The following is a 23,792-nucleotide window of genomic DNA, read 5'->3' on the forward strand; positions in this document are numbered from 1 at the left end:
TAACCACCCGATGAGTAAGCTTAATAGTTAATGTGAATATTCCTGACGCAAACGGTTTCGTCGGGCTCAGGGTTTCTTTATAATAGCCCGCGTTTTCCCCCTGTTGCGCCCAATGAAGCACTGTGGTCAGTTGCTTCGAAGACGAGAGATCTGTGATTATGGAAATACTGCGTGGTTCGCCTGCTTTGTCGGCTTTTCGTATTAATAAGTTATTGTCCCGCTGTCAGGATGCCCGTCTTCCGGTCAGTGATATTTACGCCGAATATGTACACTTTGCCGACGTCAGCGCCCCGCTGAGCCCGGACGAACAAAACAAATTACAACGCCTTCTCAAATACGGTCCCTCTCTCGCTGAACACGCTCCCGCCGGTCGCTTATTGCTGGTGACACCACGTCCGGGCACCATCTCTCCTTGGTCTTCCAAAGCCACTGACATTGCGCACAACTGCGGTCTGTCGCAGGTATTACGCCTCGAGCGCGGTCTGGCTTTTTACGTTCAGGCCCCCACGCTGACCGACGAACAGTGGGCGCAGTTAGGCGCGTTGCTGCACGACCGCATGATGGAAACCCGGTTTGAAAGCCTCGAAGAAGCACAGGCGCTGTTTGCCCAACATCAGCCTGCTCCGGTGCAGCACGTCGATATTCTCGGCGAAGGTCGCGGCGCGCTCGAAGCCGCCAATACCAAACTGGGTCTGGCACTGGCACCGGATGAAATTGATTACCTGATGGACGCTTTTACGTCGCTGGGGCGCAACCCGACAGACATTGAGCTATATATGTTCGCGCAGGCCAATTCCGAACACTGCCGGCATAAAATTTTTAACGCTGACTGGGTAATCGACGGTCAGGAGCAGCCTAAGTCGCTGTTCAAGATGATCAAAAATACCTTTGAACAGACGCCAGACCACGTGCTGTCTGCTTATAAAGATAACGCCGCCGTGATGGAAGGCTCGCAGGTGGGGCGCTTTTATGCCAATGCGGCAGATGGTCTTTATGACTTCCATCAGGAGCAGGCGCATATCCTGATGAAGGTTGAAACCCATAACCACCCGACGGCGATCTCTCCGTGGCCGGGCGCGGCGACCGGCTCTGGCGGTGAAATCCGTGATGAAGGCGCGACCGGACGCGGTGCTAAACCGAAAGCCGGGCTGGTGGGCTTCTCTGTCTCCAACCTGCGTATTCCGGGCTTCGAACAGCCGTGGGAAGAGAACTTCGGCAAACCGGACCGCATCGTGACCGCGCTGGAGATCATGACCGACGGCCCGTTAGGCGGTGCAGCCTTTAACAACGAATTTGGTCGTCCGGCGCTGCTGGGCTACTTCCGTACTTACGAAGAGAACGTCAACAGCCACAACGGCCCTGAACTGCGCGGTTACCACAAACCGATCATGCTGGCAGGCGGTATCGGCAACATTCGTGCTGACCACGTGCAGAAAGGTGAGATCACCGTTGGCGCCAAACTGATTGTACTCGGTGGCCCGGCGATGAACATCGGTCTGGGCGGCGGCGCTGCTTCTTCCATGGCCTCGGGTCAGTCAGACGCCGATCTGGATTTTGCCTCAGTACAGCGCGATAACCCGGAAATGGAACGGCGCTGTCAGGAAGTGATTGACCGTTGCTGGGAGCTGGGTGAAGCCAACCCGATTTTGTTTATTCATGACGTCGGCGCGGGCGGTTTGTCCAACGCGATGCCAGAACTGGTGAGCGATGGTAACCGCGGTGGCCGCTTCCAGCTGCGTGACATTCTGAACGACGAGCCGGGCATGAGTCCGCTGGAAGTCTGGTGTAACGAATCGCAGGAGCGCTACGTGTTGGCGGTTTCCCCGGCCCAGTTGGCGCAATTTGACGCCATTTGTCAGCGTGAGCGTGCACCTTATGCCGTTATCGGTGAAGCCACCGAGGAGATGCACCTTTCCCTCGAAGACAGCCACTTCAACAACCAGCCGATCGACATGCCTCTGGATGTGCTGCTGGGTAAAACACCGAAGATGACCCGCGACGTCACCACGCTCAAAGCCGTGGGTGACAGCCTGAATGCCGAAAATATTCAGCTGACCGAAGCCGTGAAACGCGTTATGCATCTGCCAGCCGTGGCGGAAAAAACCTTCCTCATCACCATCGGCGACCGTACGGTCACCGGTATGGTTGCGCGCGACCAGATGGTCGGCCCGTGGCAAATTCCAGTAGCTGACTGTGCGGTTACCACCGCCAGCCTCGACAGCTACCATGGTGAAGCCATGTCACTCGGTGAGCGTGCGCCTATCGCTTTGCTGGATTTTGCCGCATCAGGCCGCATGGCCGTGGGCGAAGCGCTGACGAACTTGGCTGCTGTCGAAATAGGCAACCTGAAGCGCGTGAAGCTGTCTGCTAACTGGATGTCTGCAGCGGGCCATCCGGGTGAAGATGCCGGTCTCTACGCCGCAGTAAAAGCTGTCGGTGAAGAACTCTGCCCTGCTCTGGGTATCACCATTCCCGTCGGCAAAGACTCCATGTCGATGAAAACCCGCTGGCAGGAAGGCAACGAACAACGTGAGATGACCTCGCCATTGTCACTGGTGATCACCGCGTTTGCCCGCGTGGAAGATGTCCGCAGCACGGTGACGCCGCAATTGCGGACCGATAAGGGCGACACGGCACTCCTGCTGGTGGACCTCGGCTGTGGGCACAATGCGCTGGGTGCCACTGCGCTGGCGCAGGTTTATCGTCAACTGGGCGATGTACCTGCAGACGTGCGCAGTGCGGATCAACTGGGTGGCTTCTTCAACGCGATGCAGGCGCTGGTGGCCGATCGCAAGCTGCTGGCTTACCACGACCGCTCAGACGGCGGCCTGCTGGTGACACTGGCTGAGATGGCGTTTTCCGGTCACTGTGGCTTGACGGCGGACATCGCGGCACTGGGCAAAGACACACTGGCTGCGTTGTTTAACGAAGAACTGGGTGCAGTTATTCAGGTGCGTGCTGAAGATCGCGCGGACGTTGAGCAGACCTTGGCGAAGTTCGGACTGGGCGATTGCACCCACTATCTGGGCCGCGCCGAAGCGGGCGATCGCTTTGTGATCTCGCATGGCGATAAGCCGGTGTACAGCGAAAGCCGCACTACATTGCGTACCTGGTGGGCAGAAACCACCTGGCAGATGCAACGTCTGCGTGATAACCCGGAGTGCGCCGATCAGGAGCATGAAGCCAAGACCCACGACCGCGATCCGGGCCTGAACGTTAAGCTAAGCTTCTCGCCTGAGGAAGACGTGGCAGCGCCTTACATTGCCAAAGGTGCGCGCCCGAAAGTGGCTGTGCTGCGCGAGCAGGGCGTTAACTCCCACATTGAAATGGCCGCCGCATTCCACCGCGCGGGCTTTGATGCGGTAGATGTACATATGAGTGACCTGCTGGCAGGCCGCCGTGATTTACAGGAGTTCCATACGCTGGTCGCGTGCGGCGGCTTCTCCTACGGTGATGTTCTGGGTGCCGGTGAAGGCTGGGCCAAATCCGTGCTGTTCAACGACCGTGTACGTGACGAATTCGAAGATTTCTTCCACCGCCCGCAGACGCTGGCGCTGGGTGTATGCAACGGCTGTCAGATGATGTCTAACCTGAAAGAGCTCATTCCGGGAGCAGAACACTGGCCACGCTTTGTGCGTAACCTGTCGGATCGCTTCGAGGCGCGTTTCAGTCTGGTCGAAGTTACCGCCAGCCCGTCGTTGCTGATGCAGGGGATGATCGGCTCACGTATGCCAATCGCGGTGTCACACGGTGAAGGCCATGTAGAAGTGCGTGATGCGGTGCATCTGTCGCAGCTTGAACATGCCAATCTGGTAGCACTGCGCTTTGTGGACAACCATGGCCGAGTAACGGAAGATTATCCGGCAAACCCTAACGGTTCACCGAATGGCATCACTGCGGTTACTAACCTGTCAGGTCGCGTGACGGTCATGATGCCTCACCCTGAGCGCGTATTCCGTACCGTCAGCAACTCCTGGCATCCGGAAGAGTGGGGTGAAGATAGCCCGTGGGTGCGCATGTTCCGCAATGCACGCAAACAGCTTGGCTAATGCCTGACTGAGCGTGAAAAAACCGAAGTGCTTTTTGGCTTCGGTTTTTTTTAGTTAATTCTCTCATTTGTTTATTATGGAAATTATAAAGAGAAAGTATTGTAAATGGATTTTACTGGGCATTAAATGCTGAAAATGGCTAAGAATTTTCCCATTGTTATGGGGGGAGGTGCCAGAAGATAAGGCTTTGAATGTTTACTTACAAATTGGACTCTGTCTGTTTAAATCTTATTTAATCGTCAATTGATACTATTACTCCATAACGAAGGGAGTAATACAGTAAATGGTTATTTATAAAAAGATGCTTTCCTGGGTATTTATATTATCCAGTTTCTTTGCTTTGCCTGCTTTTGCCAGTACCGAAAGTACGTCGTCAGCACCGACGCCTGCCAGACCGGGTTTCATGGGGTGGTGGGACTCATGGTCAAATGATGTCTCAACGACCTGGAATGATTCACCCGATAAAGACCTTTATCTGCCGGTCATTACCTGGCATAACCGCCTGACCTATGACAAAGAGAAAACGGACAGTTATAACGAACGTCCATGGGGAGGAGGTTATGGTATTTCCCGGTATGACGAAAATGGCGACTGGCATGGAATTTATTTTATGGCCTTCAAAGACTCGCATAATAAATGGGAGCCTATCGGGGGTTATGGCTATGAGAAAATATGGCAACCGGCGGAGGATAAAAATTTCCGATTGGGTCTGGGATATACCGCAGCTGTCACGGCGCGGGATGACTATTCTTATATCCCCATTCCTCTGGTGTTACCTTTGGCATCAATCAGTTATGACAAGCTGAGTTTTCAGGCCACTTATATCCCGGGTACCTATAATAACGGCAATGTGTTTTTCGCTTGGCTGCGCTATCAGTTCTGACCGCACTGTCATAAAAGTGTCATTGTTAACGTTTTGATGTGAGCTTGATCCCCCTCTGTTATCACATATTCCCCTATGCTGGAAATTCACCGCTGGAATCAATCTGTTGAAAAGATTGAGCCACGGTGGATGTCTATTGCCAAGGAAACTACAGAGGATTAACACGTGAAAATATTACCCCGCGCTTTTGCGCTGACGGCGTTAGCTTGCCTGCTGCCGATGTCCGCCCCCTCTTTTGCTGCCAACTCGTCTCTCGAACTACAACAGGTTCTGGTGATGAGTCGCCACGGGATCCGTGCACCACTGGTGAACTACGGTGACGTTCTGGCAGAGTCGACTACTCACACCTGGCCAAAATGGCAAACAGAAGGGGGCTTACTGACGCCTAAAGGCGGCAAAGTTGAAGAACATATGGGCCAGTACTTCCGCGCCTGGCTGGCGAAAACCCAACTGCTGCCTGCGGCGCAATGCCCGACCGGTGGCCAGATTTTTGCTTATGCCAACAGCCTGCCGCGCACAATTGATACCGCCAAACATTTCGTGACCGGCGCATTCCCCGGTTGTGACGTTGCGGTCGTCAACAGGGTTGAAATCGGAAAGATGGATCCGGTCTTCAACCCGATCATTACCGCCGATGTGAACGAAAAATTCAAAACGGATGCACTTAACTCCATCAATCAGCATGCAGGTGAGGGTGGCATTGACGGCCTGAATCAGCGGCTAAAACCGAATTATTTACTGCTGCAAAAAGTGATGGACTACCAGAATTCCAAACTCTGTAAGCAGGACAAACAGTGTGATTTGGCTTCGCAGCCATCGGCCGTGGTGTTAGTTCAGGGCAAGGAGCCAGGGATCACTGGACCTCTGCGTATGGCGACCGGCGCCACTGATGCTTTTATGTTGCAGTATTACGAAGGCTTCCCGATGAAAGATGTCGCGTGGGGACAAATCACCACGTCTGAACAATGGACGAAACTGGAAACCATCAAAAACCTCTACCACGAGACCCTGTTCGGCTCACCGGCCATTGCCGCTAACGCGGCAAAACCTTTGCTGACCTTTATCTCCGGGGCGCTGAATAAAAGTGATGCAAAATCTGCCGATCAACAGTCAGCACAGCAGGCTAAACTGGCCTTGCTGGTCGGGCATGACTCTAACATTGCGTCCTTACTGGCTGCTCTGAAAACCAAAGATTATACCCTGCCGGGTCAGTACGAACGTACGCCTATCAGTGGCGCAGTGGTATTCCAGCGCTGGCATGATAAGAAAGCCAACAAGGATCTGATGAAGATTGAGTACGTCTATCCGACGGCAAAACAGATCCGCAATAACACGCCGCTGAGCATGAAAAATCCGCCACAGCGCGTGACCCTGCAAATAGAAGGGTGTCAAACCGATAAACAAGGATTCTGCCCGATGGATCAGTTCACCCAGGCACTGCAAAAAGATCTGCAAGGCTGAGTAGAGTGAAGGGGGGCCTCTTCCCTTTTGGCGGGTCAGAGGCCCCTAATATCCCCTTTTAGCCCCTTAGCAATTTATTCACTTATCAATGCGTTATTAGTCATTTAACTTACTCATATTGCTACCTGATAATTACGCCATATTATCTTCAGGCGCGTCCCTATGTCTTCTTCTGCTCACTACCTGCATGCCCGCCAGCGGGTCGATATCCACCGGCATTCTCAGGTCTGGTGGTGGCGACTGGAACTGCCGACCTGGCTATTAATGGCGGCAGTTTATGGCGGCTGGTTTGGCGTGTTTTTTTTCTGGCAGACACTGGGAAGTTGGGCCGGTACCCCTTTACTTATTCTCTTCACGACCTGGTATATGTCGTTGCAACATGAACTGATTCATGGGCACCCGACGCGTCATGCCAGGCTCAATCAGCTCTTTGGCACATTGCCGCTGGCGGTGTGGTACCCCTATGGCTTATACCGCGACTCCCATTTGCAGCATCACCGTAACGATCATCTGACGCTGCCTGAGGATGATCCGGAAGGTTATTACTTTACCCGCGCGCGTTGGGAAAGATTCCCTGCATGGTGTATCGCTGTGATTAAATTGCGTAACACCTTGCCGGGGAGAATGCTCATCGGCCCGGCGCTTGATATTTACGCGACCCTGAAAAGCGCATTCCTGAGCGTGCTACAGGGTGAAGCCAAAACCATCGTGATGTGGCTGACTCACGTTATTTTGCTGGCCGGACTCTTTCACTGGATGTCACGGTGCGGCCTGTCACCCCTCTATTTTGTCTTGGCGGTCAGCTATCCGGCGCTGAGCCTTACCAAACTGCGCTCTTTCTTTGAGCATCGTGCGCATGGCGTACCCGAGGCGCGATCCACCCTGAATGAAGCGGGTCCGGGCTGGCGTCTGTTATTCCTCAATCTTAATTACCATCTGGTGCATCATGATTTACCCGGTCTGCCGTGGTTTGGTTTGAGAAAAGTCTATCTGGCGGAGCGTGACGCCTATATTCAGCGCAGCGAAGGATTCCTCGTCGAAGGGTATGCCCAGTGGTTCAGTGACCATGCGCTCAGCCCCGTGGCGGTAGAAGTGCATCCGCTGGCCCCCGGAGAACCATTCAGCGACTATGATTATCAGCAACAACCGATCAGGAGCACGGAATGAACGGACACTGTGAATGCTGATCTCTTTACCGATGTACGGTGTGGTGCAGGCGGATGTCGAACAATTCTGGCAGGTGCTGCGCCGTGAACTTTTTCAGCTCAGCGCAAGCGATTTCCCTTCAACGTTGGAGTGGCCCGACGATCTGCTTTCGCACTGGCAGCAGCCGGATTTACTCCTCAGTCAGACCTGTGGATTTCCGCTGGTGGTATTTTTGCCGCAGGTGCAGTTGGTCGGCAGCTTTAGCTATGACGCGCCGGGGTGTCAGGGGCTGTATTACCGCAGCTTCATCGTGGCGCGTGAAGCAGATCGTCATGCTAACCTGAATGATTTTCGCGGACGCAGGTTGGCTTTTAACAGCACGGATTCACAGTCCGGATACAACGCCCTGCGCGCACTGATCGCGCCACTGGCGGAAAGCGGTCGGTTCTTTGGGCGGGCAGTGGAAAGCGGCGGTCACCGGCGTTCTCTGGAATTTGTCCGGCAGGGGCAGGCAGATATTGCCTCGATTGACTGCGTGACGCTGGAGTTGCTGCGTCGTTATCAGCCTCATGAACTTGCCGGGCTGAGCATCATTGGCGAAACGGCCGCTGCGCCGGGGTTGCCGCTGATCACTTCAGTTGCAACACCGCCAGAAACGCTCAATTTGCTGCGTCTGGCCTTGCTGGAAACCGTCGCTAATCCGCAAAACGAGGCGTTGTGCGAACGTCTGCTGATTCAGCATTTCAGCGTACTGCCGCGCGAGGAGTATCAGGTGATTGAGCAGATGAAAGAACAGGCCCGGCAACAGGGGGTCACCGGGCTGTGAAATGCAGGGTTTAGTGCGTTTCGATCGGGTAATCTTCGTCGATATTTCCCCATTCGGCCCACGAACCGTCATACAACATCACCTCTTTCACACCGAGCAAATCCAGCCCGAATGCCAGCGCTGCTGCGGTTACGCCTGAACCACAGGTGGTGATCACCGGTTTATTCAGATTCACACCCAGTCTTTCGAAGGTCGCCTTTAATGCCTGGGGTGATTTCAAGTGGCCGTTTTCGGTCAATTCGGTGAACGGGACACTGAGACTGCCGGGAATATGGCCGCCGTGCAGGCCGGGACGCGGCTCCGGTTGTTCCGCTTTGAAGCGGCCAAGCGAACGCGCATCGATGATTTGCACTTTCCCCAAAGCGTCCTGTACCTGCTCAGCGCTGACCACCACCGGGCGAACCAGTTTGGCGGTGAACGTGGCGGGGACGCGGACAATCTCGCCGCTTTGAGTTGGCCGGCCTTCGGCAACCCATGCATTTAACCCGCTGTCCAGCACGCGCACACTTTTCGCGCCAAAACTGGTCAGCATCCACCAGACGCGCGGGGCAGAAAACAGATCGCCTTCGTCATATAGCACGACGGTCTGGCCATCGGCCACGCCGAGGCGGCTCATTGAGGCCGAAAATGCTTCCTCCGTCGGCATCATGTGGGGCAGCCCGGTAGAGCAGTCGGAGATACTGTCGACTTCGACGTAGATGGCGCCGGGAATATGCGCTTCCAGATATTTTCCGTGGAAATCGATGGGCGGCGTGATGCCGGGTTTTGACTTGCGACAGTCGATGATCACCACGTCCGGTGAGTTAAGGTTTTTCGCCAGCCACTCGGTGGAGACGGTATGCGCAGAAGAGGTCATGTTCAGTGCCTTATCCAGATTTTGTAGGTAGAGGGTGAAAGGGAATTGGGGTCTCAGGCCGGTAAATCGCCGGGAATAAGGGAATACACCCAGGCGTTTCTCGGCTCTGTGCGATAATAAAGACGATTACGGTGTAAACCTTCGGCCACGGCACCGGCTTTTTCAGCCACGCGGCAGCTACGGTGATTGCCGTCCATCGCGACAATTTCCAGGCGCGTCAGGGCCAGTTCGTCAAAGGCGAAACGTGCAGCGGCGCGGACCGCCAGCGGGGCCAGCGAACGGCCGGTGAAGCCGGTGCGGATCCAGTAACCGATATTGGCGAACTTATAATCCTGATTGATACGGTTAACGCTGACAGAGCCAATCATCTGGCCGCTGGCGCAGTCAAACAGGCAAAAATTGAATTCAACGCCGCGATGGCGTTTTTGCTCGGAGTCGATCAGGTATTTGCGGCTATCTTCCAATTGATACTGATCGGTACACCAGGTTTCCCAAGCGCCGATTTCCTGCACTGAATCCAGAATGGCATCAAGGTGCAGGGCGGCTTCCAGTTCGGTCGCGACACGGATTTCGGTATGGCCGTCCTGATACAGCTGACGCATTATCATCATTATTTTCCTGTCATCTGCGTTAAAGAAATCTGCATTTTGATAATGAATTCAGCCTCACACATCCGCGGGCGCTCTGTCAATCAGACCTGTTCAACCAGCATCACCAGTTTGAATTCCGCATGGCCCGCAGGGAAAAAGGTCTGCTGGCGGTACACTACGTCGCCCTGAATCGGATGCAGGAAGCGACGTTCGCCGCCTTCCCGCCCGAGTACGTCCTGTTGATTCCACCATTGATTAAACGTGTCGCTCTCCTCCCGCAATGCCATGACGCACTGGCGGATGGCGTCGGACTGGGCGAAATGCCCGGACTCTGCACGAAATTCCGCCACCACGCGTTTGGCCCGCTCAGGCCAGTCCACCACTAACGTGCGGGCCAGGGGGTGTAGAAACATGAAGCGCAATAAATTAGGTTGCGGGTCTGCGTCGAGCCAGCCCGCAAAAAGCTGTCCGGCCTGCGGGTTCCAGCTCAGTACGTTCCAGGCGCTATCAAGCAAATAGCCGGGGCAGGTGAGCTGATGAACACAGGCAGTGACCCGGGCGTCGGGCGTATCGGCGGTAAGACGCGCCAACGGGTCTTTGACACCGGCTAAACTGAATAGATAGTCGCGGGCCGCCGTCTCCAGACGTAGTGCGACTGACAGCCTGTCGAGCGCTGCCGCGGAGATGGAAACATCGCGCCCTTGTTCAATCCAGGTGTACCAGGTGGTACTGATACCGCTGATTTGCGCCAGCTCCTCGCGGCGCAGGCCGCTGGTACGACGGCGGGCCGACGTCGGCAGGCCTACGGCCTGCGGCGTCGTGCGTTCGCGCTGGGCGCGCAAAAAGGCGCCCAGGGCTTTTGGACCGTTCAGCGGTTCAGCGCTGTTCATAGACGTAAAACCTCAGACAGGGTGTTATTCATACCAGTATAATTGCTCATATTGTACCCGTATAGCACGCTGTTTATAGTGGTTTTGCGGGCAGCGGGCCAGCCTATAAAAATCACCATAAAACGACGGGAGCAGGCAATGGAAAACAAAAACAGTCACAGTCAGGCGGTTGAAAAGCAGTTTGGGTCGCAGGCACAGGATTACCTGACCAGCGCAGTCCATTCACAGGGCGCGGATTTACAACGGCTGGCGACGTTGTTGCAGTCTTACCCGGACGCGCTCGTGATCGATTTAGGCTGTGGTGCAGGCCATGCCAGCTTTATCGCCGCCGCCGTGGTCAACAAGGTGATCGCCTACGATTTGTCTGCGCAAATGCTGGACGTCGTGGCGAAGGCGGCCAAAGAGAAAGGACTGAATAACATCGAAGTGCAGCAGGGCGTGGCGGAATCGCTGCCGTTTGCCGACAACAGCGCAGAGGTGATCATTAGCCGCTATTCGGCGCATCACTGGCATGACGTCGGCCAGGCATTGCGTGAGGCCCGCCGCGTGCTGAAGCCGGGCGGGAAAATCATCATGATGGATGTGGCGTCACCGGGAAATCTGCTGCTGGATATCTATCTGCAAACGGTGGAGAAGCTGCGTGATACGTCGCACGTCCACAACTATGCACCGGGTGAGTGGCTGAGCTTATTCTCGGAGGCAGGTTTACAAGCCGAGGAGCTGACCAGCGGTCGTCTGGTGCTGGAGTTCAGTAGTTGGGTGGCGAGAATGCGCACTCCGGAACACTTTATGGTGGCAATTCGTGAACTGCAAAAGGTGATGCCGGATGATGTGGTTCAGCATTTTGACATTCAGCCGGACGGCTCGTTTACCGTGGATCTGGCGATGATCGTGGCCAGCAAACGCTGAGTGAGAGAGCAGGGCGCGGCAGACAACATGCTGCGCCCTGACAATGCTATTTTTTACTGAAAATCTTCTGTCCGAGCATGACCACTGCCAGAACCGCAGCCCCGACAATCAGGCCCGCCACCAGATCGGTCGCACCGGTGATCAGTGTGCTGACAAAACCCTGATGCCCGTGGTTGAGCACTTCAATCAGGCTGTGCATGAAGGGCAGGCCGTGGCTGATAATGCTGCCACCGACCAAAAACATCGCAAATGTGCCGACGACGGACAAGGTTTTCATTAGCCACGGCGCCGCATTAACGATCATCCCGCCAAACGCACGCACACCGTTCATGAAACCACTTTCACCTTTAAGCTTGCTGAGATATAAACCGGCGTCGTCAATTTTGACAATCAGCGCAACCAGCCCGTACACGCCGAGCGTCATGGCTACTGCAATCAGCACCATCACGGTCACCTGGCTCATAAATGGCGCGGCAGCCACGGTGCCCAGTGAAATCACAATGATCTCTGCCGAAAGAATGAAGTCGGTGCGTACCGCGCCTTTAATTTTCTCTTTCTCTACTTTGGCAACGTCAGCCTCGGATTTCACCTCGCGCGAGGTCTCCGGCTTTGCGTGATGCTCTTCTTTTTTGCCGTGCATCAGCTTATGCGCGACTTTTTCGAAACCCTCGTAACATAAATAAGCACCGCCAATCATCAACAGCGGTGTGATAGCCCACGGTGCAAAGGCGCTGATCAGCAGGGCAAGCGGGACTAAAATCGCCTTATTAATCAAAGAACCTTTGGCAACGGACCAGACGATAGGCAGTTCGCGGTCGGCCTTTACACCACTGACTTGCTGAGCATTCAGGGCTAAATCGTCACCCAGTACGCTCGCGGTTTTCTTCGCGGCCACTTTACTCATGGCTGCCACGTCATCAAGGATCGAAGCAATATCATCAATCAGTGCCAGAAGGCTGGTTCCAGCCATAAACGAACTCCCTTTTGTAAAGAATAAAAAGAATCATAACAGTGATTGCTATCAGGCGTCGATTTGTGCGAATCTGCTGTTCGGGCTGTAAATAACTGTCATTGAAATCCATCAAAACTCCTTAATTCCCTGCACTTTCTCTGCACTGAAATTTTTACTTTCACTCTCTCCTTATTTCCGTCACAAAGATTAACGATCTTTACGGCGCATTACGTCTTCTTGCATTCGCTGGCAGATAATTAACTCAACGGAAAACATCCGCAAACTTAATTAACTAATTAATTTAGAACAGCAAACAGCAGAAGGTATGCATTATGAAATTCTTACCGATTTTAGCCGCAGCCATTATTACTACCGCCTCTTTCTCTGCCATGGCAGTCACCAAGATAACGTCAGCTGAAGCTGACAGCGGTAATTATCAATCATTGGGTGTCGTCTCTATCAGTCAGATGAGTGGCGCACCGGGCAGCATTAAAGAGCAGCTTAATGCCCAAGCGGCAGAGAAAGGCGCAGGCCACTACCGCGTGATTGGGATGAGCACCCCAGGCGACTCCAGCCTCGAACGTGCAAGCGTAGAACTGTATCGCTAAGTCCAACTGCCGGGGAACCGGCATTGATTGGATTGAGTGCAAATAACCGGCATCAGGCAACTGAGCCGGTTATTTTATTGGTCGCTACTGTCAGTCTGTTTTTATCTCCCCGCCAATATTTTCTTACAAAACACCGCTTAAGAATAAATTTAATCGCTGTAATTAGAGAATAATCTCATTTCCCCGGGACTATTACGCTTTATGTGGGAATTAATAGGGCTAATTAATTATTCCTTAAGAATTATTCTATGTGATAGTGGTCTACTTCCCCAGGGGTTATAAAAAATGCTAAATGCCACAAGACTGACTATCAGAAACACCAGGGTCTCATTACAGAATCAATTTTATTACTTACAGAATTTTATCTCGTCACCGCGCACCATGGGAACGTTGGTGCCGTCTTCGCCCTGGTTATGCCGCTCGATGCTGAGCCAGATTGACTGGGCAAAATCACTGAAAATTGCAGAACTGGGTTCTGCAGACGGTGTCCTGACCAAGCGTATCCTCGATAACATGCGGGTGGATGCACAGTTGCAGGCGTTTGAGATCCAATCCGGCTTCGTGCATAAATTGAACCTGATCGACGATTCGCGCCTGCAGGTGATGGCGCACTCCGCAGAGCATCTGGAAGGTGATTTCGACGCCATTTTCTCCTGCCTGCCACTGCTGTCGATTCCTACCCGTATCAGCATGAAAATTCTGCAAAAAGCGCAACAAAGGCTGAAGGCCAATAATGGCGTTATGGTACAGTTCCAATATAGCCACTTGTCAGAAAAGATGTTGTCCCGCTACTTCACCTGGCAGAGAATCCGCGTGGTGAAAAACTTCCCGCCTGCGCTGGTGTATGTCTGTAAGCCGCGCTAAAACGGCGGTTTACATCTCTTTTACCGGCGGAATCTGGCGAGACATTGCACCACTGGCATTTATCAGTATGATGCCCTCAAGTAAGATTATTATTAGCATCAGGTCAGTACCGAACTAAGGCTTCACCAGCGGGCGATTTAAACCTGTTGATGAGGCTTTTTTGTTGTACTCTTTTGCGAGTACAATTTAACGATTTTGACACACACAAGACGATTCAGACTCGTCATCCAGCGGATACAAAAAGCCCCAGGGTATTAAGGACAGCGGTAAATGACTCAACCCATTTTCATGACAGGCGCACGCGGCGCAGGTAAAACGACGGTAGGCAGCACACTGGCAACGGCGCTGAATTACAAATTTGTCGATACCGACAGTTATCTGCTGCAAACTTCCGGGCTCAGCGTGGCTGAAATTGTCGAACGTGAAGGCTGGGAAGGCTTTCGCCGCCGTGAAACCGAAGTGCTGGAAAGCATCAGTTCACCGCTGACCGTGGTCGCAACCGGTGGTGGTGTGATACTCGCCGAGCATAACCGCAACTTTATGCGCCGTACCGGCACCGTGATTTATCTGCGTTCTCCGGCCGCTACGCTGGCGCTTCGCCTGCAGGAGTCGCCGTTGGAAGAACAGCGCCCAACCCTGACCGGTAAACCTATTACCGAAGAGATGCTCGAAGTGCTCAGCGAGCGCGAAGCGCTCTATCAGGCTGCGGCGCATATCGTGGTGGACGGTGCGCAGACCCCCGCTCATGTGGTTGACGCCATTCTCGAGGCACTGGCGCTGCCTGTCGCGCGATAATGACGTACCCGCAGAGGTGAGAGAACGGGCCTGATGGCCCGTTTTGCTTTTCAGAGGCTTCCGACCCCGACTTTACGAGGCATTGCTGCTGACTGACTATACTTAAACCCTGACGTGTTTACGTATTCACCCTCAGCCAAGGAGTTTTTATGCCGAGTCAGCCTCCCTATCCACGCACTGCTTACATTGTTCCCGTTGAAAAAGGCGAGCCAGGCAAAACGGAAACCTGGTACGAACTGCGGGCCGACCATCCGAAACCCGACACGCTGATCAGCGAACACGAAACCGAACGCGAAGCCCTGGATTCAAAAAGGCGCTACGAGGATCAAAGCATCAGCTAGCTACTTTTTAAAACGGCCTGCAGTGAGTAGGCCGTTTGGTTTTTATCACCTTCATCGTCAGCCCCAACCGTTATCCAGCACATTGCATGAGTGAATATTCGAGCGTAAAATAATCACTCAGGTTATCAATTAAACGCGTGTTACGGATTTTGCCATGAAACGCCTGACGATCTTTTTATCCAATCATAACCGGCTGATGCCGGCTCTTGGTGCCCTGTCTATCGTTGTTATCGAAGCCTCTATAGCGCTCTATATTCTGCGCAATCTCTGACATCGGGCTTAATCAATATATTCTGCTGATATTTTAAACCAGGGTGCCGTAATAAGCGGTAGCCTCACCCCATCGCGTGTCATTATCTGCGATTTATTTGACGATTAAGAATATCTGCCCGTCACCTTCAGCCTGACAAAAAATAAACAACTTGACCCTGATCGTTAACAGCCTTAGTTTTTAGTTAACAAATCAGGAACAAAGTTCCATATATCGGAACCATCATTATGACCACCCTAGAAAATGCCTCTGCGGTATTACAATTATTTTCCCGACAGGGGAGCGGACAGGGCCATCCGGGCCTGTCATTCAGTGATGTGGTGGAAAATTTAAAGCTGCCGAAGAGTACGGCCTCGCGATTATTAATGACCATGGAAAGCCAGGGATTATTGGAGCGCGATCCGGACAGCCGTCTATACCGGATTGGGAAACTGATCCTCTCCGTCGCCAGTCATCATCTTTCGGCCCCACTGGTCGATGCCGCGTCGCCTTATATGGCGCAACTTGGGCAATCGACCCAATGCACCGGGTATATCTCGATGTTGACCGGGCGGGACATCATGGTGATGCGTATGTTCCCCGGGCGCACCTATCTGCAAGTGGTGACACCCGCAGGCAGCCTGCTTCCGGCTCATGAAACGGCCATCGGGCGTGCGATTCTGGCGCGCCACACCGAGGATGAAGTTATTCAACGTTTTGGCACGGATTACCGCGTCAATTCAGTCAATTCTCCGCAAACTTTAGAGGCTCTTTTGGCCCGACTTGCAGAGATTCGGGCAAGTGGCATGTCTCATGCCTGCAACGAAACATTACAAGGTATCAGTACATTAGCCACGAGTATCACCAATAAGCACCGTAATGAAATGGTGGGTTTGTGTTTATCGTTTCCTTCTCCGCAGGAAGGTCGTGAAATTCCCGCTGGGATTAAAGAGGGTCTGATCGCCGTCACTCAGCAATTAGCTGAAAAACTAGGTGACGAGTATTGGCAATAGACCGGTACCGCACCGCGACTGATCGCCTGTGAATATAGGTATTTCCAGGCTTAAAAATAACGCGTTTATTTGCACCACACTCAGGGGCCGTTATGTCAGAACACGATCTTCAGAATAATAAACAAAATCCACTCAGGGATATTGGCACGCTATTGGTCATGATTTTGCTCTCTATATTGGGCGCAATCATCGGTGTGCAGCTGATCACCACGTTAGGCGTTACGCCGAATACGTCTATTATCGGCGCGCTGTTTGCCATGCTGTTGGCACGTATTCCGATGCAGGCTTTCCAGCGTTACCGCTCTATACACACACAGAATCTGGCCCAAACGGTGATCTCTTCCGCCACCTTTGGTGCGGCTAACAGCCTGCTGATGCCGATTGCCATTCCGTATGTGATGGGGCAACCGCAGCTGATTCTGCCGATGTTTATCGGTGTTTCGGTCGCTATGCTGCTCGACGCATACCTGCTTTATCGCTTGTTCGATACCAAAGTTTTCCCGGCCAGCAATGCGTGGCCACCGGGCGTTGCCGCTGCGGAAGCCATCAAAGCCGGTGATAAAGGCGGGCGTCAGGCGTGGTTGCTGGTGGTTGGCGTGGTGATTGGGCTGGGCGGCGCGATGCTCAAAATTCCGATGGCGGCGTTCGGCACGGCATTTATTGGCAATATCTGGGCGTTAAGCATGTTTGGCATTGGTTTACTGATCCGAGCTTACGCACAACCGATTGCCGGACTGGACCTCAGTGCTATGTATATCCCGCACGGCATGATGGTGGGCGCGGGGCTGGTGTCGCTTATTCAGGTGATTCAGGTCGTGCGGGCGAAGAACGCCGATGCCAAAACAAGCTTTACGCAACCGGCTACTGAAGTGCGTAAAGCACTCGGATTTGGCGCCGTGGGTTATATCGCTATCGCCGCACTGCTTGCGCTGGCGGGCGGTTTGTACACCGAAATGTCAATCGGCATGCTGATTGCCTTCATTGTGTATGCCGCGTTTGCCGCTTTCTTCCACGAACTGATTGTAGGCATTGCCGCGATGCACTCCGGCTGGTTTCCTGCCTTCGCCGTCGCGTTAATCACGCTTATCGTCGGTATTCTGATTGGCTTCCCGCCGCTGGCACTATGCGTGCTGACCGGTTTCACCGCCGCTACCGGACCGGCCTTTGCCGATATGGGCTTTGACCTCAAAGCCGGATTCATCCTGCGCGGTTATGGCAAAGATTTGCAGGCTGAACTCACCGGGCGTCGTATTCAGCTATTTGCCGCGCTGATCGCTTTTGTGATTGCCATTCCGGTGGTCTGGTTCGCGCATATCGGTTACTTCGCGCAAGACCTCGTCCCGCCGGTTGCCCGTGTCTACGCCAAAACCATTCAGGCAGGCGCGCAGCCGGGTATCGCTTACAGCCTGATGATTTGGGCGATCCCAGGAGCGCTTATCCAGCTTATCGGCGGACCGAAGCGTCAGTTAGGGGTTTTGCTCGCGACGGGCTTACTGATTAACAGCGTGATGGCCGGTTGGGCGGTGATCACCGGTATTGTTCTGCGCATCATCATCATCCGTATCTGGGGTGAAAAAGGGCGCACACCGATGGAAATTCTGGCAGCCGGTTTTATTGCCGGTGATGCCCTGTACAGCTTCTTTAATTCGATTTTCAGTGCCAAAACCAAGTAATAGTGCGTTAACACCAGGGCTTTTAAGCCATATGAAAAAAACAGACTGATCATTCATGCATTTGCGAAATCAAACGTTGAAATGAAAAGCTGAACCCATCTCGCGGCAGTTTTGGTTGATGCGCTCTTGCAGCGCCTGCCGCGATGTTTTAAGAGGAAAGCATGATGAGTTTGCAACAGACATTGACCGTGTTCGAATTGATCGACAGTGCTTACGTCAGCGGTCAGGACGTAGTGGACTTATTTGCTGGCTATCCCGGCGTCACCGCCAGCACCCACCGTGCTGACGGCCCGAAAGGCGGCACCGATTTTGTACGCATCACCGTGCCTGGCAGCCACGGGAAAAGCCGCGGAGGCCATGCGCCAACGCTGGGTATTATTGGTCGTCTCGGTGGTATCGGTGCGCGCCCGACGCGTATCGGCGTGGTCTCTGATGCCGACGGCGCCATCGCGGCAGTCACCAGCGCATTGAAGCTGGCCGACATGCAGCGCAAAGGCGATATCCTCGACGGTGACGTGATCATCACGACCCACATCTGCCCCAATGCGCCAACCCGTCCGCATGATCCCGTCGATTTCATGGACTCGCCTATCGATGACGTCACCATGAATGACAACGAAGTGGTGGAAGGCGTGGACGCGATTTTGTCCATTGATACCACCAAGGGTAACCGCATCATCAATCACAAAGGCTTTGCCATCTCGCCGACGGTGAAAGAGGGTTACATCCTGCGGATCTCTGAAGATCTGCTGCGTATCATGGAGATGTCCACTGGCAAACCGGCGGTCACCTTCCCGATCACCACGCAGGACATCACGCCTTACGGCAACGGTGTTCACCACCTGAACAGTATTTTGCAACCGTCCACGGCGACTGATGTACCGGTTGTTGGCGTTGCCATCACCGCTGAATCGGTGGTACCGGGTTGCGGAACCGGTGCAAGCCATGAAATTGACATCGCACTGGCGGCAAAATTTGCTGTTGAAGTGGCGAAAGAGTTTGGTCGCGGCACCTGTCAGTTCTTTGATGCCGATGAATATCAACTGTTGTTGTCGCTGTACGGAAGCTTGCGTCACCTGCAAAGCCGGAGTTGATCACTATGATGACATCCTTTGCGACCTTAACCATCGGTCAGGCCCCGCGCAACGACATCATGCCGTTGTTGTCGGAATATCTTCCCGAAGCGTCAGTGACCCACATTGGCCTGCTCGACGGTATGTCGCGGCAACAAATAGAGCAACGTTATTCACCGGCTGAGGGGGAGCCGCAGCTGGTGTCACGTCTGCTGGACGGAACGCAGGTCACGCTGGGATCGCACCGGGTTGAACAGGGATTGCAGGAAAAGATCGACTGGCTGGAAGCGCTTGGCTGTGAAACGATCCTGCTGCTCTGTACCGGTGTTTTTCAAAACCTGAATGCTAAAACAGCCATGCTGCTTGAGCCGGACCGTATTATTCCGCCGCTGATCCGCGCCATTGTTGGCACCCATCAGGTCGGTATCGTGGTGCCCGTTGAATCGCAGATTGCCGAGCAAGCCATCAAATGGGCGAAGCTGCCGAAAGCGCCCTGTTTTGCCGTCGCCAGCCCTTATCTGGCCGATGAAGAGAAATTGACCGAAGCCGCGCTGGCACTGGAAGAGCAGGGGGCACAAGTCGTTGTGCTCGACTGCATTGGTTATCACCGTCTGCATGGTGATCTGTTGCAAAGCAAACTCGGTATTCCGGTGTTGCTCTCCAACGTGCTGGTCGCCAAACTGGCCGCAGAACTGATTGTCTGACCCTGTGGCGGCAAAAATCCCAAAAGGCCTGATATTCAGGCCTTTTTTATGCGCGTAATACTGGCGCGTGAACGGCGATCAGCCACGAAAATGGTGCAGTAAAAACTCAACCCACACCCGCACGCGCGGGGGTAAATCGGCGGAACCGTAATACAGCCAGAGCGGTACGCCGGGCTGCCAGTGCGGTTCCAGCACCGGCCGCAGTGCGCCACTTTGCAGATGCGGATTAATATACCAGTCCGCCAGACAGACGATCCCCAGACCGGCCAGCGCCGCGTCAATCAGTAAGTCCGGCCGGGACGCGGTAATGCGCCCCTGTAATTCGCGCGTAGTGAAACTCTCTCCCAGCGGCCATCTCACCACCTGATTATTACCCGGATTGCGGTGCAGCAGACACTGATGCTGCGCTAATTCATCCGGCGTTTGCGGCACTCCGTGCTGTTGCAAATAGGCGGGCGAGGCCGCCAGGATGTTACGCATCGGGTTTAGCTGGCGCGCAATCAGGCGGCTGTCCGGATCGACGCGGTTACCAATGCCGACGTCAAACCCCTCGGCCACCAGATTCACCACCCGCGCTTCCAGCGAAAGGTCGAGATGGATTTGCGGATAGCGACCCAGAAACTCAGGCAACAGCGGCATCAGCATCAGCTGACCAAAACCGGGGATGACACTCACTCGCACGCTGCCGGAAGGCTGACCTTCGCGACTGGCGGCGCTGTCGAGCGTGGCGGATAACGCCTGCCACAGTGGCTGGATCTGCGCCAACAGTGCTTTACCCTCGGCGGTCAGCACCACGCTGTGGGTATTACGGGCAAACAGGCGCAGCCCTAGTTTCTCTTCCAGCACGCGGATATTTTTGCTGATTGCGGCCGGCGTCACGCCCGACTGGCGCGCAGCAGCCGAAAAATTCTCACTTTGCGCAGCGCTGAGAAATGAAGGCAGTAAACGGTGAAGTTCCAGCGGCAAAGACATGAGCGTAGCCTGCAAATAAGAAAGGGCGGGGGAAGTAGCAACTGTTCAGAATGGCACTGCGTCACAATAAAATCAAATCAGTGTCCTGCCTTTGCGGCACGCCTCGGGAGTCGCCCATAAACCAACAATAATCAGTGACAGCAGCCCTTTTCTAACCCTAATATGGAGATTCTGAAACTTATCGCGAAGGGCCAATCTATGTTGAAAAATAATGAGTATTTTGCAGGGAAGGTAAAGTCGATTGGTTTTGACAGCGACAGCGCCGGTTGTTCAGCCAGCGTCGGCGTGATGGAGAAAGGGGAGTACACCTTCAGCACCGAGAAACCTGAAGAGATGACTGTTTTGCTCGGTTCCCTGAAAGTGTTAATTCCAGGCTCACTGGACTGGCAGGTGTTTATGCCGGGTGAAAAATTCTATGTACCGGGTCACAGTGAATTCAACATTCAAGTTGTTGAGTCTACAGCTTATCTGTGCAAGTTCCTGAATAAATAATGTCTGACCGGAGACGGTTAACAATAAAAAAGGACGCATTTGCGTCCTTTTTACATTGGGCCGGTTTATACCCTCAATAATTCACGTTGCAGTCAGGCAGCAAGTGAACGAATTCCGGTGACCTTACTCAGAGGAGTGAACCGGGTGAGCGAACGCGGACAACGCACCTGCGATGTGAAGTATGACGGGTCTATTTATGACGGGTCTATTAGCGTTGTGCTTCGCCGCCCAAAGCTTCGACCAGATTTTTGATCAGTGCGGCAATCTCACCGGTCATCAGGATAAAGTCTGCGTCGAAACGCTGCGCGAAGTCGTCACGGTCGATATCGTCGTTCTGTTCGCGGATCACATCGCTGAATTTGAGGCGTTTAATGCTGCCGTCATCGGCCAGCACCACGGCGATACGCTCCTGCCAGTCCACGGCCAGTTTGGTTACCAGTTTACCGTTTTCGATATGCGTGGCGATTTCATCACTGACCAGTGCCTGTTTTTTACAGCGGATCACACCGCCTTCTTCCAGAATGGCTTTCAGTTCAGCTTCATCCTGTAAGGTAAAACCGGCCGGCGTTTCGCCAGAGCGCACCCATTCGGTCAGCGTCAGCTCAATCGGGCTTTCCATGGTCAGCGGAACGACAGGCAGCGAGCCCAGACTTTTGCGCAGCAACGCCAACATATCTTCGGCTTTCTTGGCGCTGGCGGCATCAACCATGATCAGATCATTAACGGTGTCGATCCACATATAAGTCTGGCTGAACCGGCTGAACGCGCGCGGCATCAGCGTGTGCAGCACTTCATCTTTCAGCGAGTCTTTCTCAGTTTTTTTCAGTTTACGGTGTTGTTCGCCTTCGATCTGGTCGATCTTGGCCTGTAGCTCTTGCTTGATGACCGGAGACGGCAGGATCTTTTGCTCCTGACGGGCACACAGCAGGATCTGACCATTATGCGAGTGGGTCAGCGCATCGCCGCCGTGAGAACCCATAGGGGAGACCCAACCGGTCTTCGCCATGTCCTGACTGCCGCAAGGCGTAAAGGTAAAGGCGCTTAACTGCTTTTCCATCTCGTCGGCAGACAAAGAGACTTCACGGCTCAAACGGTAGACCAACAAATTTTTAAACCATAACATGATGTTATCCCTGTCCGTGCGCACCCGTGGTACGCTGATTTATAGAATGCAGGGCGGCATGATACCCAATTGAGCGGCGTGCGTCGTTAGGAAATCTTCCCGCAGACGCGCCATTGGGTTCTACACTGAGTAACCTGAACACCCTGAAGCGAAGACCCCAACCAAGTGAGGCACCCGTGCGAATTGGCATTGATTTAGGTGGAACAAAAATTGAAGTGATCGCGTTGTCGGATGAAGGCCATGAACTGTTCCGTAAGCGTGTCGATACGCCACGTAATGACTACGAAAAGACCCTGAAAGCCATTGAAGGATTGGTGCTTGACGCCGAAAAAGCCACCGGCCACCGCGGTAGCGTGGGGCTGGGGATCCCTGGTACATTGTCGCCGTTCACCGGCAAGGTTAAAAACGCCAACTCGGTGTGGCTGAACGGTCAGCAGCTGGACGAAGATCTCGCCACGCTGTTAGGGCGCGAAGTGCGCATTGCCAACGACGCCAACTGTCTGGCGGTATCCGAAGCGACGGATGGCTCAGGTGCTGGGAAAAAAACAGTGTTTGCTGTGATCATCGGCACCGGATGTGGTTCTGGCATTGCATTGAATGGCGAAGCCCACGCGGGCGGCAACGGCAACGCCGGAGAGTGGGGGCATAACCCGCTGCCGTGGCCTGACGAAGACGAAATCCGCTTTGCTCAGGAAGTACCGTGTTATTGCGGTAAGTCAGGTTGCGTAGAAACTTTCTGTTCAGGTACCGGTTTTGAGGAGGACTATTTCCGTCTTTCCACTCAACGTCTGAAGGGCGCGGAAATCATCAAACTGGCTGAAGGCGGTGATCCGGTGGCTGAACTGGCACTTGGCCGCTACGAGCGCCGTTTAGCCAAGGCGCTGGCGAACGTGGTGAATATCCTCGACCCGGATGTGATTGTTCTGGGTGGCGGCATGAGCAACGTTGACCGTCTGTATCAGACCGTTCCTTTGTTGCTGAAACAGTGGGTATTCGGCGGCGAGTGCGAAACGCCGTTGCTCAAAGCGACGCACGGGGATTCCAGCGGTGTACGCGGCGCGGCCTGGTTATGGCCGCAGGGGCGTTTCTCGCTCTAAATCTTTTGTTCTTTCACTCTTCCAAAAGAAAACGGTCTGCGTGATGGCGCATGCAAACCGTTTGGGTTGCCACTGCTTTGGTAAAAAACAGTGGTCGGGATCATGCCGCCGGGCGTCATTACGCCACCGGTAATTGACAGCCACTGCATCAGTTGGCGGCGGCGGTTCTCTGTGGAAAGCGTCTCAGGTTTAGTCTCTTTCATCGGCTGGCCTCTCTGCGGGTGA

23 protein-coding genes are annotated in these 23,792 nt (G+C 53.9%); 16 read left to right on the forward strand and 7 right to left on the reverse strand.

Going from position 1 to position 23,792, the window contains the following annotated elements:
* Nucleotides 1-158 precede the first annotated feature (158 nt).
* The 5 genes from purL to ACZRKO_RS00525 all read left to right on the forward strand — a co-directional run bounded on the left by purL (nt 159) and on the right by ACZRKO_RS00525 (nt 8,365).
* Complete coding sequence (gene purL, locus ACZRKO_RS00505; protein WP_463735332.1) at nt 159-4,049, forward strand: phosphoribosylformylglycinamidine synthase; 3,891 nt, start codon at nt 159-161, stop codon at nt 4,047-4,049.
* 283 nt (nt 4,050-4,332) lie between these two features.
* Complete coding sequence (gene pagP, locus ACZRKO_RS00510; RefSeq protein ID WP_463735333.1) at nt 4,333-4,932, forward strand: lipid IV(A) palmitoyltransferase PagP; 600 nt, start codon at nt 4,333-4,335, stop codon at nt 4,930-4,932.
* 165 nt (nt 4,933-5,097) lie between these two features.
* Nucleotides 5,098-6,393 (forward strand): bifunctional glucose-1-phosphatase/inositol phosphatase, encoded by a 1,296-nt coding sequence (gene agp / locus ACZRKO_RS00515; RefSeq protein ID WP_463735334.1) that lies wholly within the window; start codon nt 5,098-5,100, stop codon nt 6,391-6,393.
* Nucleotides 6,394-6,555: 162 nt separating this feature from the next.
* Nucleotides 6,556-7,560: a fatty acid desaturase gene (locus ACZRKO_RS00520; protein WP_463735335.1), complete on the forward strand. Its 1,005-nt coding sequence runs from the start codon at nt 6,556-6,558 to the stop codon at nt 7,558-7,560.
* A gap of 13 nt (nt 7,561-7,573) precedes the next feature.
* On the forward strand, nt 7,574-8,365 hold the full coding sequence (locus ACZRKO_RS00525) for a phosphate/phosphite/phosphonate ABC transporter substrate-binding protein (RefSeq protein ID WP_463735336.1): 792 nt from the start codon (nt 7,574-7,576) through the stop codon (nt 8,363-8,365).
* A 10-nt stretch (nt 8,366-8,375) separates the two neighbouring features.
* Here the strand turns inward: ACZRKO_RS00525 and sseA are convergent, their stop codons facing one another.
* From sseA to ACZRKO_RS00540, 3 genes are all read right to left on the reverse strand, one after another.
* Nucleotides 8,376-9,221 (reverse strand): 3-mercaptopyruvate sulfurtransferase, encoded by an 846-nt coding sequence (sseA, locus tag ACZRKO_RS00530; RefSeq protein ID WP_463735337.1) that lies wholly within the window; start codon nt 9,219-9,221, stop codon nt 8,376-8,378.
* A gap of 53 nt (nt 9,222-9,274) precedes the next feature.
* Complete coding sequence (locus tag ACZRKO_RS00535) at nt 9,275-9,832, reverse strand: GNAT family N-acetyltransferase (protein WP_463735338.1); 558 nt, start codon at nt 9,830-9,832, stop codon at nt 9,275-9,277.
* An 80-nt stretch (nt 9,833-9,912) separates the two neighbouring features.
* Nucleotides 9,913-10,701, reverse strand: coding sequence for a helix-turn-helix transcriptional regulator (locus ACZRKO_RS00540; protein WP_463735339.1), 789 nt, complete (start codon nt 10,699-10,701; stop codon nt 9,913-9,915).
* A gap of 138 nt (nt 10,702-10,839) precedes the next feature.
* Between ACZRKO_RS00540 and ACZRKO_RS00545 the strand changes: the two genes are divergently transcribed.
* On the forward strand, nt 10,840-11,610 hold the full coding sequence (locus ACZRKO_RS00545; protein WP_463735340.1) for a class I SAM-dependent methyltransferase: 771 nt from the start codon (nt 10,840-10,842) through the stop codon (nt 11,608-11,610).
* A gap of 46 nt (nt 11,611-11,656) precedes the next feature.
* Here the strand turns inward: ACZRKO_RS00545 and ACZRKO_RS00550 are convergent, their stop codons facing one another.
* Nucleotides 11,657-12,580, reverse strand: a complete 924-nt coding sequence (locus ACZRKO_RS00550; RefSeq protein WP_463735341.1) for a DUF808 domain-containing protein — start codon at nt 12,578-12,580, stop codon at nt 11,657-11,659.
* Nucleotides 12,581-12,894: 314 nt separating this feature from the next.
* Here ACZRKO_RS00550 and ACZRKO_RS00555 point away from each other — a divergent pair, with 314 nt between their 5' ends.
* From ACZRKO_RS00555 to ACZRKO_RS00590, 8 genes are all read left to right on the forward strand, one after another.
* Nucleotides 12,895-13,170, forward strand: a complete 276-nt coding sequence (locus ACZRKO_RS00555) for a YdgH/BhsA/McbA family protein (protein WP_463735342.1) — start codon at nt 12,895-12,897, stop codon at nt 13,168-13,170.
* A 285-nt stretch (nt 13,171-13,455) separates the two neighbouring features.
* Nucleotides 13,456-14,034, forward strand: a complete 579-nt coding sequence (locus tag ACZRKO_RS00560; RefSeq protein ID WP_463735343.1) for a class I SAM-dependent methyltransferase — start codon at nt 13,456-13,458, stop codon at nt 14,032-14,034.
* A gap of 270 nt (nt 14,035-14,304) precedes the next feature.
* The gene (gene aroL / locus ACZRKO_RS00565) at nt 14,305-14,829 is read left to right on the forward strand and encodes a shikimate kinase AroL (RefSeq protein ID WP_463735344.1); all 525 of its coding nucleotides are present in this window, start codon (nt 14,305-14,307) and stop codon (nt 14,827-14,829) included.
* 149 nt (nt 14,830-14,978) lie between these two features.
* Nucleotides 14,979-15,170: a YaiA family protein gene (locus tag ACZRKO_RS00570; protein WP_463735345.1), complete on the forward strand. Its 192-nt coding sequence runs from the start codon at nt 14,979-14,981 to the stop codon at nt 15,168-15,170.
* Nucleotides 15,171-15,668: 498 nt separating this feature from the next.
* Complete coding sequence (locus tag ACZRKO_RS00575) at nt 15,669-16,433, forward strand: IclR family transcriptional regulator (protein ID WP_463735346.1); 765 nt, start codon at nt 15,669-15,671, stop codon at nt 16,431-16,433.
* A 92-nt stretch (nt 16,434-16,525) separates the two neighbouring features.
* On the forward strand, nt 16,526-18,106 hold the full coding sequence (locus tag ACZRKO_RS00580; protein ID WP_463735347.1) for an OPT/YSL family transporter: 1,581 nt from the start codon (nt 16,526-16,528) through the stop codon (nt 18,104-18,106).
* A 164-nt stretch (nt 18,107-18,270) separates the two neighbouring features.
* On the forward strand, nt 18,271-19,200 hold the full coding sequence (locus tag ACZRKO_RS00585; RefSeq protein WP_463737427.1) for a DUF1177 domain-containing protein: 930 nt from the start codon (nt 18,271-18,273) through the stop codon (nt 19,198-19,200).
* Nucleotides 19,201-19,205: 5 nt separating this feature from the next.
* A complete protein-coding gene (locus ACZRKO_RS00590; RefSeq protein WP_463735348.1) occupies nt 19,206-19,883 on the forward strand; it encodes an AroM family protein in 678 nt (225 codons plus the stop codon).
* A gap of 78 nt (nt 19,884-19,961) precedes the next feature.
* Here the strand turns inward: ACZRKO_RS00590 and ACZRKO_RS00595 are convergent, their stop codons facing one another.
* On the reverse strand, nt 19,962-20,855 hold the full coding sequence (locus tag ACZRKO_RS00595; RefSeq protein WP_463735349.1) for a LysR family transcriptional regulator: 894 nt from the start codon (nt 20,853-20,855) through the stop codon (nt 19,962-19,964).
* Nucleotides 20,856-21,053: 198 nt separating this feature from the next.
* Here ACZRKO_RS00595 and ppnP point away from each other — a divergent pair, with 198 nt between their 5' ends.
* Entirely contained in the window at nt 21,054-21,347 is a 294-nt protein-coding gene (gene ppnP, locus ACZRKO_RS00600) for a pyrimidine/purine nucleoside phosphorylase (RefSeq protein ID WP_463735350.1), read from the forward strand.
* A 208-nt stretch (nt 21,348-21,555) separates the two neighbouring features.
* Here ppnP and rdgC read toward each other — a convergent pair whose 3' ends face one another.
* Entirely contained in the window at nt 21,556-22,470 is a 915-nt protein-coding gene (gene rdgC / locus ACZRKO_RS00605) for a recombination-associated protein RdgC (RefSeq protein ID WP_463735351.1), read from the reverse strand.
* 176 nt (nt 22,471-22,646) lie between these two features.
* On the opposite strand from rdgC, the gene mak reads away from it, so the two are divergent.
* Entirely contained in the window at nt 22,647-23,567 is a 921-nt protein-coding gene (gene mak / locus ACZRKO_RS00610; RefSeq protein ID WP_463735352.1) for a fructokinase, read from the forward strand.
* On the opposite strand, the gene ACZRKO_RS00615 is transcribed toward mak, so the two are convergent.
* Entirely contained in the window at nt 23,564-23,770 is a 207-nt protein-coding gene (locus ACZRKO_RS00615) for a hypothetical protein (RefSeq protein WP_463735353.1), read from the reverse strand. The genes mak and ACZRKO_RS00615 overlap by 4 nt on opposite strands.
* Between the last annotated feature and the right edge of the window lie 22 nt (nt 23,771-23,792).

This window comes from Ewingella sp. C233 (assembly GCF_055407225.1).

What these genes read in the sequence shown, in the direction of transcription:
- ACZRKO_RS00525 (WP_463735336.1), top strand. Translation starts at nt 7,574, where the DNA reads ATGCTGATCTCTTTACCGATGTACGGTGTGGTGCAGGCGGATGTCGAA.
- ACZRKO_RS00575 (WP_463735346.1), top strand. Translation starts at nt 15,669, where the DNA reads ATGACCACCCTAGAAAATGCCTCTGCGGTATTACAATTATTTTCCCGA.
- purL (WP_463735332.1), top strand. Translation starts at nt 159, where the DNA reads ATGGAAATACTGCGTGGTTCGCCTGCTTTGTCGGCTTTTCGTATTAAT.
- ACZRKO_RS00570 (WP_463735345.1), top strand. Translation starts at nt 14,979, where the DNA reads ATGCCGAGTCAGCCTCCCTATCCACGCACTGCTTACATTGTTCCCGTT.
- ACZRKO_RS00615 (WP_463735353.1), bottom strand. Translation starts at nt 23,770, where the DNA reads ATGAAAGAGACTAAACCTGAGACGCTTTCCACAGAGAACCGCCGCCGC.
- ACZRKO_RS00545 (WP_463735340.1), top strand. Translation starts at nt 10,840, where the DNA reads ATGGAAAACAAAAACAGTCACAGTCAGGCGGTTGAAAAGCAGTTTGGG.
- ACZRKO_RS00590 (WP_463735348.1), top strand. Translation starts at nt 19,206, where the DNA reads ATGATGACATCCTTTGCGACCTTAACCATCGGTCAGGCCCCGCGCAAC.
- ACZRKO_RS00595 (WP_463735349.1), bottom strand. Translation starts at nt 20,855, where the DNA reads ATGTCTTTGCCGCTGGAACTTCACCGTTTACTGCCTTCATTTCTCAGC.
- aroL (WP_463735344.1), top strand. Translation starts at nt 14,305, where the DNA reads ATGACTCAACCCATTTTCATGACAGGCGCACGCGGCGCAGGTAAAACG.
- ACZRKO_RS00560 (WP_463735343.1), top strand. Translation starts at nt 13,456, where the DNA reads ATGCTAAATGCCACAAGACTGACTATCAGAAACACCAGGGTCTCATTA.
- ACZRKO_RS00520 (WP_463735335.1), top strand. Translation starts at nt 6,556, where the DNA reads ATGTCTTCTTCTGCTCACTACCTGCATGCCCGCCAGCGGGTCGATATC.
- pagP (WP_463735333.1), top strand. Translation starts at nt 4,333, where the DNA reads ATGGTTATTTATAAAAAGATGCTTTCCTGGGTATTTATATTATCCAGT.
- rdgC (WP_463735351.1), bottom strand. Translation starts at nt 22,470, where the DNA reads ATGTTATGGTTTAAAAATTTGTTGGTCTACCGTTTGAGCCGTGAAGTC.
- ppnP (WP_463735350.1), top strand. Translation starts at nt 21,054, where the DNA reads ATGTTGAAAAATAATGAGTATTTTGCAGGGAAGGTAAAGTCGATTGGT.
- ACZRKO_RS00550 (WP_463735341.1), bottom strand. Translation starts at nt 12,580, where the DNA reads ATGGCTGGAACCAGCCTTCTGGCACTGATTGATGATATTGCTTCGATC.
- ACZRKO_RS00540 (WP_463735339.1), bottom strand. Translation starts at nt 10,701, where the DNA reads ATGAACAGCGCTGAACCGCTGAACGGTCCAAAAGCCCTGGGCGCCTTT.
- ACZRKO_RS00555 (WP_463735342.1), top strand. Translation starts at nt 12,895, where the DNA reads ATGAAATTCTTACCGATTTTAGCCGCAGCCATTATTACTACCGCCTCT.
- ACZRKO_RS00580 (WP_463735347.1), top strand. Translation starts at nt 16,526, where the DNA reads ATGTCAGAACACGATCTTCAGAATAATAAACAAAATCCACTCAGGGAT.
- ACZRKO_RS00535 (WP_463735338.1), bottom strand. Translation starts at nt 9,832, where the DNA reads ATGATGATAATGCGTCAGCTGTATCAGGACGGCCATACCGAAATCCGT.
- sseA (WP_463735337.1), bottom strand. Translation starts at nt 9,221, where the DNA reads ATGACCTCTTCTGCGCATACCGTCTCCACCGAGTGGCTGGCGAAAAAC.
- ACZRKO_RS00585 (WP_463737427.1), top strand. Translation starts at nt 18,271, where the DNA reads ATGAGTTTGCAACAGACATTGACCGTGTTCGAATTGATCGACAGTGCT.